This window comes from Sphingomonas astragali (assembly GCF_051400615.1).
Taxonomy (GTDB): Bacteria; Pseudomonadota; Alphaproteobacteria; order Sphingomonadales; family Sphingomonadaceae; genus Sphingomonas.
Genome location: NZ_JBLFFH010000001.1, coordinates 273818 through 290705, shown reverse-complemented (window position 1 = coordinate 290705; position 16888 = coordinate 273818). Strand labels below are relative to the sequence as shown.

16 protein-coding genes, 1 tRNA gene and 1 pseudogene are annotated in these 16888 nt (G+C 68.0%); 10 read left to right on the top strand and 8 right to left on the bottom strand.

Translation table 11 applies throughout. The features are described 5' to 3' along the window. Positions 1 to 83 precede the first annotated feature (83 nt). Positions 84 to 1184 carry a DUF2171 domain-containing protein gene (locus tag ACMGER_RS01525; RefSeq protein ID WP_436810360.1) on the bottom strand — a complete coding sequence of 367 codons (1101 nt, stop codon included), beginning with the start codon at positions 1182 to 1184 and terminating at the stop codon, positions 84 to 86. Positions 1185 to 1423: 239 nt separating this feature from the next. Here ACMGER_RS01525 and ACMGER_RS01520 point away from each other — a divergent pair. From ACMGER_RS01520 to ACMGER_RS01505, 4 genes and pseudogenes are all read left to right on the top strand, one after another. Beyond that, a tRNA-Ala gene (locus ACMGER_RS01520) sits at positions 1424 to 1499 on the top strand. Positions 1500 to 1618: 119 nt separating this feature from the next. Beyond that, positions 1619 to 3184 (top strand): annotated as a pseudogene (locus tag ACMGER_RS01515) (hypothetical protein); the annotation flags it as partial. A 78-nt stretch (positions 3185 to 3262) separates the two neighbouring features. Beyond that, positions 3263 to 4024, top strand: coding sequence for an NUDIX hydrolase (locus ACMGER_RS01510; RefSeq protein WP_436810359.1), 762 nt, complete (start codon positions 3263 to 3265; stop codon positions 4022 to 4024). Then, a complete protein-coding gene (locus tag ACMGER_RS01505) occupies positions 4021 to 4758 on the top strand; it encodes an extensin-like domain-containing protein (protein ID WP_436810358.1) in 738 nt (245 codons plus the stop codon). Before ACMGER_RS01510 ends, ACMGER_RS01505 begins: the two co-directional genes overlap by 4 nt. Before the next feature lie 4 nt (positions 4759 to 4762). Here ACMGER_RS01505 and ACMGER_RS01500 read toward each other — a convergent pair whose 3' ends face one another. Beyond that, complete coding sequence (locus ACMGER_RS01500) at positions 4763 to 5314, bottom strand: hypothetical protein (protein ID WP_436810357.1); 552 nt, start codon at positions 5312 to 5314, stop codon at positions 4763 to 4765. A 349-nt stretch (positions 5315 to 5663) separates the two neighbouring features. On the opposite strand from ACMGER_RS01500, the gene ACMGER_RS01495 reads away from it, so the two are divergent. The 3 genes from ACMGER_RS01495 to ACMGER_RS01485 all read left to right on the top strand — a co-directional run bounded on the left by ACMGER_RS01495 (position 5664) and on the right by ACMGER_RS01485 (position 8136). Continuing rightward, positions 5664 to 6227 carry a CHAP domain-containing protein gene (locus ACMGER_RS01495; RefSeq protein ID WP_436810356.1) on the top strand — a complete coding sequence of 188 codons (564 nt, stop codon included), beginning with the start codon at positions 5664 to 5666 and terminating at the stop codon, positions 6225 to 6227. Positions 6228 to 6412: 185 nt separating this feature from the next. After that, the gene (locus ACMGER_RS01490; RefSeq protein WP_436810355.1) at positions 6413 to 6559 is read left to right on the top strand and encodes a hypothetical protein; all 147 of its coding nucleotides are present in this window, start codon (positions 6413 to 6415) and stop codon (positions 6557 to 6559) included. Positions 6560 to 6594: 35 nt separating this feature from the next. Further along, on the top strand, positions 6595 to 8136 hold the full coding sequence (locus ACMGER_RS01485) for an asparagine synthetase B family protein (RefSeq protein ID WP_436810354.1): 1542 nt from the start codon (positions 6595 to 6597) through the stop codon (positions 8134 to 8136). A 43-nt stretch (positions 8137 to 8179) separates the two neighbouring features. Here ACMGER_RS01485 and msrB read toward each other — a convergent pair whose 3' ends face one another. Next, positions 8180 to 8659, bottom strand: coding sequence for a peptide-methionine (R)-S-oxide reductase MsrB (gene msrB, locus ACMGER_RS01480; protein ID WP_436810353.1), 480 nt, complete (start codon positions 8657 to 8659; stop codon positions 8180 to 8182). A gap of 91 nt (positions 8660 to 8750) precedes the next feature. Here msrB and ACMGER_RS01475 point away from each other — a divergent pair, with 91 nt between their 5' ends. Beyond that, positions 8751 to 9563: a ThuA domain-containing protein gene (locus tag ACMGER_RS01475; protein WP_436810352.1), complete on the top strand. Its 813-nt coding sequence runs from the start codon at positions 8751 to 8753 to the stop codon at positions 9561 to 9563. A gap of 651 nt (positions 9564 to 10214) precedes the next feature. Here ACMGER_RS01475 and ACMGER_RS01470 read toward each other — a convergent pair. The 3 genes from ACMGER_RS01470 to ACMGER_RS01460 are packed head-to-tail and all read right to left on the bottom strand — an operon-like array spanning position 10215 to position 13639. Continuing rightward, positions 10215 to 11456 (bottom strand): cytochrome P450, encoded by a 1242-nt coding sequence (locus ACMGER_RS01470; RefSeq protein WP_436810351.1) that lies wholly within the window; start codon positions 11454 to 11456, stop codon positions 10215 to 10217. A gap of 33 nt (positions 11457 to 11489) precedes the next feature. Further along, complete coding sequence (locus tag ACMGER_RS01465; protein WP_436810350.1) at positions 11490 to 12725, bottom strand: ABC transporter permease; 1236 nt, start codon at positions 12723 to 12725, stop codon at positions 11490 to 11492. Continuing rightward, positions 12722 to 13639, bottom strand: a complete 918-nt coding sequence (locus ACMGER_RS01460) for an ABC transporter ATP-binding protein (RefSeq protein WP_436810349.1) — start codon at positions 13637 to 13639, stop codon at positions 12722 to 12724. Before ACMGER_RS01460 ends, ACMGER_RS01465 begins: the two co-directional genes overlap by 4 nt. Positions 13640 to 13682: 43 nt before the next feature. Between ACMGER_RS01460 and queG the strand changes: the two genes are divergently transcribed. Next, the gene (gene queG / locus ACMGER_RS01455) at positions 13683 to 14750 is read left to right on the top strand and encodes a tRNA epoxyqueuosine(34) reductase QueG (RefSeq protein WP_436810348.1); all 1068 of its coding nucleotides are present in this window, start codon (positions 13683 to 13685) and stop codon (positions 14748 to 14750) included. Here the strand turns inward: queG and ACMGER_RS01450 are convergent. Together ACMGER_RS01450 and ACMGER_RS01445 are read right to left on the bottom strand one after the other, a co-directional pair. Beyond that, positions 14725 to 15096: a hypothetical protein gene (locus ACMGER_RS01450; RefSeq protein WP_436810347.1), complete on the bottom strand. Its 372-nt coding sequence runs from the start codon at positions 15094 to 15096 to the stop codon at positions 14725 to 14727. The genes queG and ACMGER_RS01450 overlap by 26 nt on opposite strands. Further along, entirely contained in the window at positions 15093 to 15770 is a 678-nt protein-coding gene (locus ACMGER_RS01445; RefSeq protein WP_436810346.1) for an EI24 domain-containing protein, read from the bottom strand. The genes ACMGER_RS01450 and ACMGER_RS01445 overlap by 4 nt, the downstream gene beginning before the upstream one ends. A gap of 99 nt (positions 15771 to 15869) precedes the next feature. Here ACMGER_RS01445 and ACMGER_RS01440 point away from each other — a divergent pair, with 99 nt between their 5' ends. Continuing rightward, the gene (locus tag ACMGER_RS01440) at positions 15870 to 16868 is read left to right on the top strand and encodes an adenosine kinase (protein WP_436810345.1); all 999 of its coding nucleotides are present in this window, start codon (positions 15870 to 15872) and stop codon (positions 16866 to 16868) included. The last annotated feature ends 20 nt before the right edge of the window (positions 16869 to 16888 follow it).

Below are 16888 nucleotides of genomic sequence, written 5' to 3'. Positions count from 1 at the left end.
CTCTGCAAGCCCTTGATGCGAAAACGCCCGGGCGCCACGGCCCGGGCGTTTCGATCGCACCGTCGGGCGGACGCCCGGCCGGCTCAATAGGTGCCGGAGAAGCTCCGGTTGAGGTCGGTCTTGCCCTCGTCGCTGTCACGATCGCGCTCGCGCTCCGATCCGAAGAAGGCGCTCGATCGTTCCTCGTCGCGCCATTGCGTCTTCGCTTCCTCCGCGGACTTGATGATCGTCACCTTGTCGTCGACCGACTGGATCCAGCTCGACGGGATCGAGTGGTGGCGGCCGCCTGCATCGGCATCGCTCTTGGTCAGGATGATGCGATCGCCGCGGACGCGGTCCACGGTGCCGACATGCTCGCCGTCGGAGCCGACCACCTCCATATGCTCCTCGACCCGCTGCAACGCGCTGCGCTGCGTTTGCCGCCGTGAGCGCCAGGTGCCGAACTCGCTCTCGAACCGGCGCGCGTTCTCCCGGCGATATTCGTCATAGTCGCGGTCGAGCGCATCGATCTGCGAGCGACGCCAGCTATGATAGTCGCGGTCGGGATGGCCGTAGCTCCCCCAATTCTGCCCGCGCATACCATAGCCCATGCGCTCGTCGTACCGCTGGTCGAGCTCGCGCCGGCGTTCGGCATCCTCGTCGCCGAACCAGGAGCGGATCTCGTCGCCGGCACGCGCCATGAAGCCGCGGTCGTCGTAGTTGTAGCCCTCGGGTGAGTCGCGATAGCCCCGGCGACGCCAATCGTCCCGATCCCCGCGGGAACCGCGATCGTCGCGCTCATAGCCGCGCCCGGTTTCGGCGAAGCGACGACCGTCGTGGGCGTAGCTGCCGCGATAGTCGCCGCCGAAGCTCTGCTGGCCATAGCCCTGGCCGCGATAGCCAAGGTCCCAGCCGCCGCCGACGTCGCGACCGCCATAATAGTCCCGCCCGCCATAGTCGCGGCCATAGCTCTCGCGCCCGCCATAATTGCTCGGCCGTTCGTAAGGCGCGCTATAGCCGCCGCCATAGCCGGTGCCGCCGCTGCGGAAGTTGCGGTCGTCGCCGATCATGCCGGCAGCCTCGTAATTGCGCGCGCTGGAATAGCTGTAGTCGCGGCCGGAGCCGTAGTCGCGGCCGTAATCCTGGTCTTCGCGGCGATTGTAGCCCCTCGTGAAATCGTCGTTGCGGAAACGATCGTCCACCATGTCCTGCATCCTTCCTTGGAACCGGTGCCTTGGGATGCGCGCCGCGCACGAGGCGGCCGCTCCTCCGTCGGAATCAAAGAACGACGGAAGCGAATGTTCCGCCTTCGGGAGCGTGCGGGTCGACGAAACGGGGCGGGAGGGCGTCGAGAAAAGCGTGAATGATGGGCGTTGCATCGCCCGAACCATGCCGCTAAGGGAGCGCCTCCCGACGGCCCGCGGCCGGGCGGGGCCGGGAGTGCGGGGCTGTAGCTCAGATGGGAGAGCGCTGCAATCGCACTGCAGAGGTCAGGGGTTCGATTCCCCTCAGCTCCACCATCGCTCCCGATTGAATTTCCACGATTTTATCCCTGCCATCTGACCCGCTCCCGACCGCGCATCGGCACGTCTGGGCACGGCGGGCTTGATCCTGAGCGGCGATCGAGCATTAAAACTGCATGGTTTTGCGTAGAAGACGGTCGATGCCCAAGGGCTTCGCCATCACCGCCGCGTTGCTGTTGGCGCCTCTTGCCCTGTCGCCGTTGCCCGCCGCGGACCCGGCACCGTTCGACCTGCCGGGGCCGGCGCTCAGCATTTCCGTCACACGCGACGGCGTCACGCTGCCGATCGGGGAGGTGCCTAGCCTGGCGGAAGGGGACAAGCTGACGATCGCCGCCGACCTGCCGGAGGACCAGCGCGCCCGCTTCCTGCTGCTGTCCGCCTTTCTCAGCGGCGCGACCAATCCGCCGCCCAAGGGCTGGATCGACACCGCCGAGACCTGGAAGCGCAAGGCCAGGGACAAGCGGCTTGCCCTGACGGTGCCGGAGGGGGCGAGGCAGCTGGTCCTGTTCCTGGTCCCGGAGACCGGTGGAGCATCCGACACCATCACCGATGCGGTGCGCGGACGACCCGGCGAGTTCGTCCGGGCGACGCAGGACCTCAACCAGGCGTCGCTCGACCGCTCGCGCCTCAACGTCTTCATGGCGGCGATCCGCGCGCAGGAGGATACGCATCCCGAATATCTGAGGAGCATCGCTCCCAGGCTCGCGCGCAGCCTGTCGATGAAGCTCAACGCCGACTGCCTCGCCCAGGTGATCGAGCAGCAGGCGGCCTGCCTGTTGGAAAACCGCGATTCGCTGATCCTCGCCGACGTCCACACCAGCTCGCTGAGCGAGACGCTGGTCGGCGCGCCGACCGATCTCGCCCTGCAGCTCAGCTACACGCGCGAGGGCGGTCTCGGCTATTACAGCCCCTACATCGGCGTCGTCCGCGACATCGCCCGGGTGTTCGGCGCGTTCAGCAATCCGCAGTTCGGCTATCTCCCGACGCTGAGCCTGCGGCAGGGCGATCGCGTCTCGCTGCTCCTCAACGCGGCGCCGTCGTTCGCCAAGCCCAAGTCGGTGATGGTCGTCTCGATGCCCGCGATCGGGCCGGATCGCCCGCCGCAGCTGCACAACGCGGCCGAACGTCCGATCTGCGCCACCCGGCCGAACATGGTCCTTCCCGTCGAAGGCGCGCCGCTGATCTATTCGACCGGCTATGCGCGCGACATGAAGGTGCGGTTCGCCGCCGCTTCGGGCCGCACCGTCGATCTACCGGTCAAGGCGCGTCCGGACCTCGGCGGCTATGTCTGGGCAAAGGCGATTCCTGCCGGCGCGCCGAAGGGCGCGGTCACTGCCAGCCTTCACGGCTTCTGGGGGTTCGATTCGTTCGACGGGCCGCAATTCGATCTTCAATTCCCCGGCGACACCGGATGGAGCGCCGGAGACGGCGCGCCGCTGGTGGTGGGGCGCGACAACAAGGTGATGCTGAGCGGGCCTGCTCCTGCCTGCGTCGAGAGCATTGCCCTGCGGTCGGGCGGTTCGCCGCCGCTGTCGATCGCCTGGACGACGGCGGACGACGGCCGCATCGCGATGACGCTTCCGTTGCGCGAAAATCCGGGCGGAGAGGTTGCGATCGAGATCAGGCAGTTCGGTACGGCCGCGCCCGTGAAGGTGCCGTTGCCGGTCCAGGCGGAGGCCGCGCCGGCCGAGCCGGTGGTCGCGCCGGCACCACCGGTGCGCTGATTGCCGCTGGTCGATGGCCGCCCTAGATCGAGGGGCATGGCCGATCAGCCCGAAACGATCATCCCCGCCGCCACCGTCGTCGTGATGCGCGACCGCCGCGACGGCGCGCCCGAGCTGCTGATGCTGGAGCGGTCGGCGGCGATGTCCTTCGCCGGCGGGGCGCTGGTATTTCCGGGCGGACGGGTCGACCCCGGCGACCGGGCGCTGGCGGAGGTCGTCGGTGCCGATGATCCCGAAGACGCCGCGGCACGGATCGCGGCGGTGCGCGAGGCGATCGAGGAAGCGGGGATCGCGCCGGCGCTCGAACCGGTGCCGGACGGAGCTGCGCTGCTGGAGATGCGAACGGCGCTTCACGGCGGGACGGCTTTCGGCGAGGTGCTCGAAAGGGCAGGAGCAGGGCTCGCGCTCGAGCGGCTGGTGCCGTTCGCGCGATGGCTGCCGCTCGGCGTCACGCATCGCATCTTCGACACGCGCTTCTATCTGGCCCGCGCGCCCGAGGGCGCGGAGCCGAGCGTCGACGCGACCGAGAACACCCGCCTGTTCTGGGCCACGGCTCGCGATGTGCTGGAGGACGCCGACGCCGGCGGCGCGACGATCATCTTCCCTACCCGCCGCAACCTCGAGCGGCTCGCGCTGTTCGGCAGCTTCGACGATGCGGTCGCCGATGCCCGTGCGCATCCGGTGCGGACGATCACCCCGCACGTCGAGGTACGGGACGGCGCCGAGCATCTCTGCATCCCGGACGATCTCGGCTATCCGGTCACCGCCGAGCGGCTGACCCGCGCCCGGCGCGCATGAACAAGTTCCGGAAGCCGCTGTGGAAGCTGTGGTGGACGGTCAAGAATGCCTCCGTGCTGCTTGTCCTCGTGTTCGCGCTTTACGCGCTGATGAGGGCGCGTCCGCAGGACCTGCCCTGGACGAAGCTCGACCTTGCGGAGACGCCGGGCATCTTCACCGGAGACAAGCTGGCCGCGCTCGGCGACGATTTCGCCGAATGCCGGGCGCTGCTCGACAAGGCCGGCGTGCGCTTCACGCCGCTGGCGCCGATAGCGGACGGGGAGTGCGGCTACAGCGACGGCGTTCGGCCGGACGGCGGATCGCAGCAGATCGCCTTCTCGCCCGAGCGGCTCGGCGTGTCCTGTCCGGTGGCGGCGGGGCTGGCGATGTTCGAATGGAACGTGCTTCAGCCCGCCGCACAGCGCCGTTTCCAGTCGCGCGTGGTGCGGATTGAGCATCTCGGCAGCTACAACTGCCGCCGCATGTACGGCCGCAGCACCGGCGACTGGAGCGAGCACGCCCGCGCCAACGCGCTCGACGTTGCCGGCTTCGTGCTCGCCGACGGCACGCGAGTCAGCGTGCTGAAGGACTGGGCGGGCGGGGGAGAGAAATCTCGATTCCTGCACGAGGTTCGCGACGGGGCGTGCGAGCTGTTCGCGACAGTGCTGTCGCCCGACTACAACGCCGCCCATCGCGACCATCTCCACCTCGACCAGGCGAGGCGCGGCGCGATGGGGCGACGGGCGTGCCGCTAGCCGCTCAGTTCGGCAGCGCCGCCGTGTCGACCTTCTCGACCCAATAGGGGAAGAAGGCCGGCTTGCGGGTCGACCAGCCCGACGCCGTCGCCGCCGCCTCGCTGATCGACTGGAGCAGCTTGCGGCGAAGGTCCGGGTGCAGCGTCGGCAGCGCCGACGCGGCGCAGAACGCCGCCGGCAGCCACGGCCGCACCTCGGCGCCGATCAGCCGCTCGTAGAGGAAGCGGTAGGCCGAGAAGGTCGGCAGCCGCCCTTGTCCCAGATCGAATGCGGACACCGTGATCAGCGGCGCCAGGAACGGCTCGATCGCCTCGAGCCCGCTGTCGTCGGGCATCAGCGCGCGGATTTCCGGAAGCCGATCGTACATCCGCGCCTGCGCCCGGATACTCGCCGCCTCGACCACGTCGCGCGACCAGCGCGCCAGCGCGTCCTCGCGATCGAGCCCAATGTCGAGCGCACGCCGGATGTAACGCTGCGTCGCCGCGCTGAACCCAGCGAACTCCTTCATCTCCGCCAGCGTCATCGCGCCTTCGGCCGGTTTCATCTTGGAAGTCATCGTCGTCACCCCACCCGCCAAACACGACAGGACGATGCACCCGGACGGTTAACCAACCCCTTAACCATTCGTCGTCCGCCGTTCACCTATGGAAACATGAACGCCGTTGCACTGCAACAAAGCTGCGACGAACCGAGTCGGCTATCCACAGGATTTCGTGGAGTGATGCACGAAGGCAACAACATGTGGCCCCTTGTGAGAGATGCGGGCGCGGCGAGATTGGAGTGAGGCGAAAGTTCCACTCAATTCGTCCCGCCATCTCACCGGTTCGACGCCGACGGGGTTCCCGCGCCCGTCCGCGCCTGCATACTACCCCTCAGTTGGGATCGTTTCAGGCCGGGGGGTCTTCATGCACATTCGCGGTATTGCGGCGCGTGTCGCGCTCGTGGCTGCCGGCCTGCTGATGACCGCCGCTCCGGCCCAGGCCAAGTTCTGGCAGTGTGTTCCCTACGCCCGCATGATCTCCGGCGTGAACATCCATGGCAACGCGCTCACTTGGTGGAACCAGGCCGCAGGCCGCTACGAGCGTGGTTCGGCGCCGAAGAAAGGTGCGGTGCTCGCCTTCGCGCCGACCAGGCGGATGCGGCTCGGCCATGTCGCCACCGTCTCCAAGGTGGTGAGCGATCGCGAGGTGCTGCTGACGCACGCCAATTGGTCGCGCCGCGGCGGTGTCGAGACCGATGTCCGCGCGGTCGACGTGTCCGAAGCCGGCGACTGGAGCCGCGTCAAGGTGTGGTACGCGCCGAACGGCGGGCTCGGCACCTCCACCTATCCGACCCACGGCTTCATCTATCCGGACCGTGAGCCTGAGATCGAGCAGCCTATCGGCGACCAGGCGCCGGTGATGACCGCCGCGGCGGCAGCGGCTGCGTTCAAGCTCGAAAGCGTCGCGACGCTTACGCCGGCGAACTGAACTTCTCCGCCCGATTCCGACGGTGGCGCCGATGCTCCGCGGCGCGATGCGGCGATCCGTCCCCTATTTCCGCCCGTATCCATCCGATACCGTTGCGCTGATACCCCGATCGGGTTAGCGTCTTCGCACTGACGACTAGCGAGCTATCGATAGCTGGCAGGCATCGTCAGCATCAGGAGAGTGACATGACCAAATCAGCCAAATCGAAGCGGTTGCGGTTGCGGCTCGAGGAGCTCGACTCGGTGCTGGTTCCCGGAACCTCACATGGCGACGCCCGTCCCCTCACCATAAAGGTGAACGAGGGCGACGACAGGGTTTTTGGTTTCAACTGATGCAGCTGCGGGCATAGGCGAACCGGAAAATCGCCTTGTTCCAAAGCGAACTGACATTCGATGATCTCGATACCCCCACCGACGTGGTCGATGGGGGGATTTTTTTTGGCCGATCGTCGATTTTTCCCGTTCGGCACCGGCTGCTTCGCACGATCGTGCTCGAAAGCGACGAGCGCGTGGCGATCATATCGTACGAACGGTTTTCGGATGAGCCGTCGGGCGTGCATGTCGAGGTGGAGCTTTCCGACTCCGCGCTCCAGACCGAGCTCGACGCGTTCGAACGGCATCTCTTGGATTTCGCGGTCCTGACGGTCGATCGCCGAAACCGGGCGGTGCGGTATCGCGCGTCGCCCGTCATATCCGTCCCGGTTTATCTGATTGCAGACGGTGACGGTGTCTCGATCGACTGGGACTATGCTCGGCTGCTCGACGGCCGCACGGCCGAGATCGTCTGGGACATCGCCTTGGCGCAGATCGCCGGCGTACCGACTTACGGGCCGGCGACAGTGGTCGCCGGCGTCCATCGTGCCACTGCCGGAGCGACGCTCACCGTGACGGCGCAAGGCGTCGAGGTCGAGCTGCCCGAAGCCATAACGCACGATGGCCCACATGAGATATTGCCGGAGACGGATATCCAGGCAAGGTTGTTCGAAACGGTCAAGTCGCTGATCGAGGTGCGCCCGCTCGACCGATCTCGCACGGCGCTCGAGTTGAGCGGGGGCATGGATTCGGGCCTTGTCTCGATGGCCGCCGCAGCCGTGACCGGGCCCGGGTTGATGAGCATTGGCGCGCAATTCGACGGCACGATGGGTGAGGCTCAGCGAGCGCGCCGGCGGCTGCTTCGCGATCGGGGCGGCTTCGACGATCTGTCGGTCCCCGCTGAACGATTCGCTCCGTTCTCGCCCACGAGCCTGCGCCGCGTCCGGTACGGCGTCTGGCCGGAGGATGAGAACTATCCCGAGATATTCGAAGCGATCTTCGGGATGTTGCGGGCGGCGGGGATCGATGCGCTGGTTTCCGGCTTCGGCGGAGACGAGCTCTACCTGACCTATGAAGGAGAGGATGGCGGGGTGGCCGGGGGTGGCGCGACTCCATGCCCTTTTCTCACCGCCAAGGGGCTGGAGTTGGCCGGCGCGGCTGGTCTCTCGTACCCGCGTGCGTGGCTGCAGGAGACATGCTGGCAGAGTGCCGCCAGCCAATCGCAGCGATTGCTGCGATATGGGTTGTGGCCGATCTATCCCTATCACAACATCGCGCTGGCTCGTTTCATCTCCCGGCTGCCGCGCAGCTATCGGCGCGATCGCCAGCTGCTTCGGAAGACGCTGACCCGGGTGCTCGGAGAGCCGGTCTTTGAGACGGATTACGTCAAGGAGAGATTCGATCCGGTAGCGCGGCGCGGGATAAGCGAGAACCGGGACTATCTCATCGATCTCGTCAGGCGATCGTCGCTGTCACGCCATCCGGAAATCCGGGACGAAGCCATCCTGGCGGCGCTGGCTGGTGACATCGGCGTGCTGGACCACGACAGCTTCAACGCGCTGTTCCGCGTTCTCAAGGTCTTCTGTTTCTTCCAATAGGCGGCCGATTGGAGCCTGGAGCGTCGTCGATCCGGCGTCGCTCTCACCCGAAGTTCCGCAATGTGAAGACCAGCGCCGCACCGTTCATGCAATAGCGCTTGCCGGTCGGCTTCGGCCCGTCGTCGAACACATGCCCCAGATGACCGCCGCAGCGGCGGCAATGGACTTCGGTGCGCACCATGCCGAGCGTGGTGTCGCGGCTCAGCGCTACGGCGCCCCGGAGCGGCGCCCAGAAGCTCGGCCAGCCGGTGCCGCTGTCGAACTTGGTCTTGGAGGTGAACAGCGGCAGCTTGCAGCCGCCGCAGGAGAAGACGCCGGAGCGGTGCTCCTCGTTGAGCGGGCTGGTGAAGGGATATTCGGTGCTCGCCTTGCGCAGCACGGCGTAGGCTTGGGGCGACAGCCGCTTGCGCCATTCGGCGTCGGAGAGCTGAACCTCATAGGCCGCGACCGCGCTTCCCGGCCACAGGGCGGCGGCGGTGAGGCCGGTCAGGCCGACGAAGAAGGTCCGCCGATCGGTGTGCATCGGAACTCTCCAGCAGGACGCAAGCAGGCGAGGGCTCGCCTGAAGCGCCGGTCCGGTCCATATGGGACCGCAACCAATATGGAGAGGGGCTATGGCGATTGGCAAGCTGGCGATGCTGCTCGCAGGACTGATGGTGGTGGGAGCGGCGCAGCAGCCGCGCGATCCGCACCTGCCTGCACCCGTCGTCGACAGCGTGCCGCCCGAACTGCCGCGCGGGCTTCGCGACGGCGTGCTGATCCTGTCCAAGACCAACGGCTGGCGCCATCTCGAGCATCTGCCGCATTCGAACGCCGTACTGAGCGAGCTTGCCGCGGCCGCCCGCCGGCGCAGCTATGCGACCGAGAACGCCGCGGTTCTGAACGACGCCCAGCTCGCGCGCTTCTCGGTGGTGGTGCTGAACAGCGTCAGCGGGGACTTCGCCATGCCGGCGCAGCAAGCGGCGCTCCAGCGGTGGATCGAGGCCGGCGGGGGCGTCGTCGCGCTCCATGCGGCGGGCGACGGCAGCCATGCCTGGCCGTGGTGGATCGACGAGGTGATCGGCGCGCGCTTCACCGGCCATCCGGGCGGTGCGGACCATATCCAGCGTGCAAGCATCTCGGTCCTCGCACCCGGCCATCCGGTGATGGCGGGGGTCCGCCTGCCCTGGACGCCGAACGACGAATGGTATTCGTTCGACCGCGTGCCCGGCGGTGCGGGCCTCACGCTGCTCGCCACGATCGACGAGGGCAGCTACCGACCGCCCCAGGGCAAGGCGATGGGCAAGCTCCATCCGGTGATCTGGGCACGGCAGGTGGGACGGGGCCGGGTCGTCTATGCCGCGCTCGGGCATATGCCCGAAGCCTATGACGACCCGAACTTCCGGCGCATCATCGCCAATGCGCTGCGCTGGGTGGCGAAACGCTAGATCGCCTTGTCATTCAGGTTTCTGCGACGGCACGGTAAAAGGATCGCACGTCGCGGCGCTTGCCGGTTCGAGGCGGACCAGAAAAGTTGACTAAATTGACCCAGGTCGCGGGCTTGCGAGCCGGCACGCTGGGAAGGCCGCTCGAACGCGGCAGCGACGCGGCACGGATGCGACAGGGACGCGCCAAGAACGCGCCACGGAAGCGGCGTGGACGCGGCGCTGACGCGACACGTGCGCGGCGTGGACGCGCCATGGACGCGGCACGGGGGGATCAACGGGATCAAAGAGCGCACCGACGCCTGTGCGCATCGGAGCGCGCGAGCGAAGCAGGCGAAGTCCTACATTGCAAGGGCGGCGGGGCGTCGGCGTTCAACGCCGAGGTCGTTCGGTGTCGAATACGACATGACCAAGGGCGGATCGACAATCAGGCGGTGCGAGAGTCTACCGTAGCCCCTCCCCTTCAGGGGAGGGGTTGGGGGTGGGGGAGTTCGGCAGGCTCTATTGCTTGGGGCGAGCCCCCACCCCAACCCCTCCCCTGAAGGGGAGGGGCTAAATTGCTGAATGTCGATCCGTCCTGGCGTTCCGGGCGAGGCCGAGGCCATTCGCGAACTGCCTGATGCAGGGCTCCAGCCTTTGCCGGGAGCAATGGCCTCAGTAGCGGCTCAGCTCCACCGGCATCTTGCGATAGCCGTGGACGAAACAGGCGGAGACCCGCACCGGCTCGTCGAGCAGGTTGGCGCGCAGGCGTCGCTTGGCCATCTCCTCCAGCAGCACGCTGATCTGGAGCTCCGCGAGCCGCGCGCCGACGCAGCGGTGGATGCCGTGGCCGAAGGCGAGATGGCGCCGCGCGTTGGGGCGGTCGACCACGATCCGGTCGGCGTCCTCGCCGAACACGCTCTCGTCGCGGTTGGCGGAGATGTACCAGAGCGCGATCTTGTCGCCCTCGCGGATCCTGTGTCCCTCGACCTCCGCATCCTGCGTCGCGGTCCGCCGCATGTGCGCGAGCGGGGTCTGCCAGCGGATGATCTCCTGCGTCGCGTTCTGGATCAGCGACGGATCGGCCTCCAGCTTGGCACGCTCGTCGGGGAAGAGGCTGAGGCCGTAGGCATAGGCCGACATCGAGTTGCGCGTGGTGTCGTTGCCGCCGACGATCAGCAGGATGAGGTTCCCGATGAACTCATATTGGTCCATGTGTGCCATCGCGTCCGAATGGACCATCATGCTGATGAGGTCGGGGGTCGGCTCCTTGCCGACCTTCTGGTTCCACAGGTTCTGGAAATAGGCGCCGCATTCGAACATGTGCTGCAGCCGCTGCTGCCTGAGTTCGTCGTTCTTGACGATCTCGATATCGCCGGCCCAGTCGGACCAGAAGGTGAGCTTGCGCCGGTCCTCCCACGGGAAATCGAACAGGATCGCCAGCATCTGCGTGGTGAGCTCGATCGACACGCGGTCGACCCAGTCGAACGTCTCGCCGATCGGCAATGCGTCGAGGATCTCGGCGGTTCGGCGGCGGATGTCGTCGGTCATCCGCACCATCTCCGACGGCGTGAAGGCCGGCGCGACGGTGCGGCGCTGCGCGGTGTGCACCGGACGGTCGCGCGCGATGAACATCGGCATCTTCACGTCCGAGTTGGGATCGAAGTCGGCGATGGTGATCCCGCCCGCCTCCGACGAGAACAGCTCGGGCAGCGACTCGATGTGCACGATCGGCTTGTAGGTCGCGACCGACCAATAGGGGCCGAAACCGCTGTGCTCGGTCCTGTGGATGCCGCCGCGGCGCCGGATCTCGGCAAAGGGTGCCTGCCAGACGTCGTCGCGGTAGAGCTCGGGCCGGCTGACGTCGAGCGGATCGACCTCCGGCGTGTGGACCGCATCCTGCGCGAGCGTCGCCATCCTGCCTCTCCTTAGTCCGGAGCGGAGAATGCCTTAACTGACACCTGTGTCAACAGCGGTTCGTCGCCGGAACAGCTTCGGGCTGCCCGATTGCAGCACGCCGCGACGGAACAGCTGCGCGCCGACCCAGATGGTGATCGCCACCCACAGCGCCTGCCAGCCGAGCGCCAGCAGATGCGGCCACAGCTCGGGCTTGTTCGCTGCCCGCGCGCCCATCGCCAGCGGCGAGCTGAAGGGGAAGATCTCGGCGCCCCGCGCGATCCAGCTGTCGGGGTTGGAGGCGGCGGCCTGCGCCCAGCCGAACATCGCCACCTGGAAGATGGTGATCGGCAGCGACAGCAGCTGGATCTCCCGCGGCGTCGAGGCCTGCGCGCCGACGCTCAGGAACACCGCGCCCTGCAGCATGTAGGACATGGTGAAATAGGCGAAGAACAGCAGCGGGAAGGCGGGCAGGCCGACCGCCGGGCCGATCTCCGCGAACGCGCGGCCGATCCCGCCGGGCAGCAGCGACGCGAGATTGCCGAGGATGGTGCCCCAGAAGCCGACGAACAGCACCGCGACGCCGAACATGCCGATCAGCTTGCCCAGGAACACGCTTTCAAGCGGCACCGCCGCGGCGAGCACCTCGATCACCTTGTTCGACCGCTCCTCCGCCATGGTGCCGACCGCCTGACCCGCCAGCAGCAGCGTCAGGAAGAAGATGCCGAACACGGTGAAGAAGGCCGCCTGCCCATGCCCGGAAGCGGTGGCGGTGACGCGCTTCACCGGCCGCTTGGTGGCGGAGGAGAGCTTGCCGGGGACCAGCGCATCGCGCAGGCCTTCCTCGGCCAGACGGGCGAGATAGTCGGCGCGGCGCCCCTCGCGGTTGCCGTAGAGCACGATCGGACGTTCGAGCGGGCCGAACAGCACGGCCGAGGCTTCGATGTCCTTGCGCTCGAACAGCGCCCGCGCCTGCGCCTCCGGGTCGGCTGCCGGCGGTTCGATGAACAGCCTTGGCGGCGCCTCTCCACGGCGGAACAGCGGCCGCAGGCCGCGATCGGCCGCGATCAGGGCGCGACCTTCCGTTTCCGACGCGATCGCGACGATCCGCTCCTTGTCGAGCGAGCTGTCGGCCATGCCGTGCGCGCCGAGGCCGCCGATCACGCCGAAGCTGGCCATGAGGATCGGCGCGAGCAGGAAGATGAGGAAGGTCGGCGTGAACACCGTCGCGATGAAATCGCGCCGGGCGACCGTCAGCGTCTGGCGGAAGAGATGGCGGGTGGTGCTCATGCCCCCTGCTCCAGCGCGTCGCGGCCGACGATCCTGACGAAGGCATCGTGCAGCCCCGGCCGTTCGATCGACAGGCCGGAAATGCCGTAGCCCGCCTCGATCAGCCGCGTCAGCGTCGCCTCGATCCCCTCCTCTGGCAGGGTGAACTGCCATCCGCCGTTTTCCCGCTCGGCATCGGCGGGCAGCAGTGCGCGGATGGCGTCGTTCGGATGGTGCGGCACGTAATGCGCCTTCATCGGCAGCGTCGCGCGCGCTTCCGCCACCGTTCCCTCGAATCGCACCTTGCCGCCGGCGATGATGCTGAGCCGGTCGCACAGCCGCTCGGCATGGGCCATGACATGGGTTGAGAACAGGATGGTGGCGCCGCGGTCGCGCTCGGCCAGGATCAGCTTCTCGAGCTTCTCCTGGTTGACCGGATCGAGGCCGGAGAAAGGTTCGTCGAGCACGAGCAGCTCGGGCTCGTGCACCACCGATCCAAGGAGCTGGACGAGCTGCGCCATGCCCTTGGAGAGCTTGCGGATCTTCTGGTCGGCGGCCTGGCCGAGCCCGGCGCTTTCCAGCATGGCGCGCGCGCGCTTGCGGCCGGTGCGCCAGTCGAGGCCCCTCAGCGCACCGAGGAAGGCGATCGCCTCCGCCGCCTTCATGCCGGGATAGAGCCCGCGCTCCTCGGGCAGATAGCCGACCCGGTCGCTCGCCTCGCGCGGGTGGGCGGTGCCGAGCAGCGTGCGTTCGCCACCGTCGGGCTCGATGATGCCGAGCAGCATCCTGAGCGTGGTGGTCTTGCCCGCGCCGTTGGGGCCGAGCACGCCGTAGACCGCTCCCTTCGGCACGGCGATGTCGACGCCGTCGACGACGTTGCGCTCGCCGAAGCGCTTGACCAGCCCTTTGGCGGTGACGGCCCAGCTTCCCGACAACAAAACGCCCCCCTTCCGCTTCGACTCGTGGTAGCGGGCTATCGTGCGACAAGACAAGCCGTTGGAAGCGTTGCTGAAGGATAAAGCCGCGGAGCTGGGCTTCGCCGCGGCCGGCATCGCGCGCGCCGACGCGGCGCCGGCGGCGGGGGAGCGCCTGCGGCAATGGCTGGCGGAGGGCTGCCACGGCTCGATGATCTGGATGGAGGAGCGCGCCGGGCAGCGGGCCTCGCCCGCCGGGTTGTGGCCGGAGGTGCGGAGCGTGATCGCGCTGGGCATGAGCTACGCGCCCGGCCGCGATCCGCTGGCGCTGGCGGGTGAGGGGGATGTCGGCCGCATCTCGGTCTATGCCCAGGGCGCCGATTACCATGACGTGGTGAAGCGCCAGCTCAAGGCGCTCGGACGCTGGCTGGTGGAACAGGCGCCGGCGGGGATCAAGGTGTTCGTCGACACCGCCCCGGTGATGGAGAAGCCGCTCGCCGAGGCGGCCGGGCTCGGCTGGCAGGGCAAGCACACCAATCTCGTCAGTCGCGAGCATGGGAGCTGGCTGTTCCTCGGCGCGATCTACACCACGCTCGACCTCGCTCCCGACGCGGCGGGGAAGGGGCGGTGCGGGAGCTGCGACGCCTGCCGGCGCGCCTGTCCGACCGATGCCTTTCCCGCGCCCTATCGGCTCGATGCGCGGCGCTGCATCTCCTACCTCACCATCGAGCACAAGGGGTCGATCCCGGAGGAATTCCGCGCCGCGATCGGCAACCGCATCTACGGCTGCGATGATTGCCTGGCGGTGTGCCCGTGGAACAAGTTCGCCTCGGCCGCTGCGGCCAATCGCGCCTTCCTGCCGCGCGCCGAGTTGGCGGTGCCGGCGCTCGCTGACCTGCTTGCCCTCGACGATGCGGGTTTCCGCCAGGTGTTTGCGGGCTCGCCGATCAAGCGGATCGGGCGGGATCGGATGGTGCGCAACTGCCTGATCGCGGCAGGGAACAGCGACGATGCCGCGCTGGTCGGGCCGGTGCGGCGGTTGCTGGACGATCCCGATCCGGCAGTCGCGGAGGCGGCTGAGTGGGCGCTCGATCGGCTTGGTTCGGCTACTTCCCGCCCTCGCGCCGGTTGAGCGCCGCCACGCAGCTTGCGCGGTCGATCGCGCTTCCGTCGCGCTGGCGGGTGTCGATGTGGGTCACGACGGGCTCGCCGCCGTCCTTGGGAGGGTAGAGATAGGCGTCGAGCACGCAGATCTGGCTGGTGAACTGGAGCTTGCGTGCGCTGCCCTCGGTGATCTCGACGTCCGGCTTGCCGAACGCCTTGGTCAGCGCCGGAGCGGTCTGGCCGATCACGCGCTCGAGCCCCGTAGTGGGATAGATGCGCGGCGGCGGCACCGGGATCGGCGCCGCGCGGCGCGGTGCGGGCGTTGCCGTACAGGCCCCCAGAGCCAGCCCCACGACGACCACCCTGATCTTCATGCTTCTAGCCTCCGATGGAAGAGATGCGTCGCCATCGCCGCGCCGAGCACGGGGGCGAGCAGATTGACGAACGGTACGAGCAGCAGCGCGGTCCCGACCGCACCCAGCAACAAGCGCCGGCCGGTGGTGGCGCTGCGGAAGCCCGCCATCGCGCGCGCATCCATGTGCCGTGCCGCCACCATGTCGCCAAGATCTCGGCCGAGTAGCCAGGCGTTGACGACGAAGAAGCCGATCGCGGTGCCGATCCCGGTCACCAGCAGGACGACGTAGACCGGGCTTGCCGCCAGGTTGACGACCAGTGCCCGCACGGCGGAGCGCAGCCCCATCGCCACGCCGCGGGCGAGCGGCACCGGCCGGGCGGTGGCGAGCGCGCGAGGATAGTGCCGCGCCTCGACTGCCTCGACCACCTCGTCGGCGAACACCCCGGTCACCGCGATCACGATCGCGCGGAACAGCAGCCAGCCGATCGCGATGCTGCCGAGCGCCGCCGCTGCGCCGGCAAAGTCCGCCCAGCCGGCGCTTGCACCCAGCCATTGGACGAACGCCCCGACGCCCAGCCACAGCCCGACACCGAGCGTCGCCAGCAATGCCAGCGTGACGAGCAGTGACTTCACCAGGACGCGCAGCACCCGACGGTCGCCAAGCTGCTCGAGCGAAAGGAGGAATGCCTGCACCACGACCGATCATCTACCGGCATGAATCGCCGCTGTCGAAGCGTTGCGTATGAAGGCGCCAGTCCCTACGGGCGGCGAATCGACTCTCGGGAGAAATATGTGGAGACCAAGTACGACGTGGTCGCGATCGGCAACGCGATCGTCGACATCCTCGCGGACGCCACCGATGCGTTCATTGCCGAGGAGGGGATGACCAAGGGCTCGATGCAGCTCATGCTCTCGCCCGAGCAGGCCGATGCGCTCTATGCCCGGATGAACCCGGGCCAGGAAGTGAGCGGGGGTTCTGCCGCCAACACCGTTGCCGGCCTCACTGCGCTCGGCGGCACGGCCGGCTTCATCGGCCAGGTCGCGCACGATCAGCTCGGCCAGGTGTTCGCGCACGACATCCGCGCGTCCGGCGTCGACTTCACCACCGCGGCGCGCGAAGGCGAGCCTTCGACCGCGCGTTGCCTGATCCTGGTGACGCCCGACGGCCAGCGGACGATGAACACCTTCCTCGGCGCCTCGCAGTTCCTGCCGGCCGCCGCGCTGGACGAGGAGATGATCCGCGCCGGCAAGATCCTTTACCTCGAAGGCTATCTGTGGGATCCCGAAGAGCCGCGCGCGGCGATGCGGCGCGCGATGCAGGTCGCGCACGATGCGGGGCGGCGGATCGCCTTCACGCTCAGCGACGTGTTCTGCATCGACCGCCACGGCGACGATTTCCGCGCGCTGATCGAAGAGGGAATGATCGACATCCTCTTCGCCAACGAGAACGAGCTGAGGGCGCTCGCCCAGACCGAAGACCTCGAGGCGGCGATCGCGCGCGTGCAGCCGCGCGTCGAGATGCTGGTCGTCACCCGCAGCGAAAAGGGTGCGCTGGCGTTCCAGGACGGGCAGCGTTTCGAGGTGCCGGCCGAGCCGATCGACCAAGTGGTCGACACCACCGGCGCGGGCGACCTGTTCGCGGCCGGCGTGCTCTACGGGATCACGCGCGGCATCCCGCTCGACCGCAGCCTCGTTTACGGCGCGGTGTGCGCAGCGGAAGTGATCAGCCATTTCGGTGCACGTCCCCGCACCGACCTCAAGGCGTTGATCGCGGAGAAGGCAGCCGCCTGATCCGCTCGCATCAGGCAAGG

Coding starts and splice junctions, on each gene's coding strand:
- ACMGER_RS01505 (WP_436810358.1), top strand. CDS start 4,021: ATGAACAAGTTCCGGAAGCCGCTGTGGAAGCTGTGGTGGACGGTCAAG.
- ACMGER_RS01490 (WP_436810355.1), top strand. CDS start 6,413: ATGACCAAATCAGCCAAATCGAAGCGGTTGCGGTTGCGGCTCGAGGAG.
- ACMGER_RS01510 (WP_436810359.1), top strand. CDS start 3,263: ATGGCCGATCAGCCCGAAACGATCATCCCCGCCGCCACCGTCGTCGTG.
- ACMGER_RS01450 (WP_436810347.1), bottom strand. CDS start 15,096: ATGAAGATCAGGGTGGTCGTCGTGGGGCTGGCTCTGGGGGCCTGTACG.
- ACMGER_RS01475 (WP_436810352.1), top strand. CDS start 8,751: ATGGCGATTGGCAAGCTGGCGATGCTGCTCGCAGGACTGATGGTGGTG.
- ACMGER_RS01465 (WP_436810350.1), bottom strand. CDS start 12,725: ATGAGCACCACCCGCCATCTCTTCCGCCAGACGCTGACGGTCGCCCGG.
- msrB (WP_436810353.1), bottom strand. CDS start 8,659: ATGCACACCGATCGGCGGACCTTCTTCGTCGGCCTGACCGGCCTCACC.
- ACMGER_RS01470 (WP_436810351.1), bottom strand. CDS start 11,456: ATGGCGACGCTCGCGCAGGATGCGGTCCACACGCCGGAGGTCGATCCG.
- ACMGER_RS01500 (WP_436810357.1), bottom strand. CDS start 5,314: ATGACTTCCAAGATGAAACCGGCCGAAGGCGCGATGACGCTGGCGGAG.
- ACMGER_RS01525 (WP_436810360.1), bottom strand. CDS start 1,184: ATGGTGGACGATCGTTTCCGCAACGACGATTTCACGAGGGGCTACAAT.
- ACMGER_RS01495 (WP_436810356.1), top strand. CDS start 5,664: ATGCACATTCGCGGTATTGCGGCGCGTGTCGCGCTCGTGGCTGCCGGC.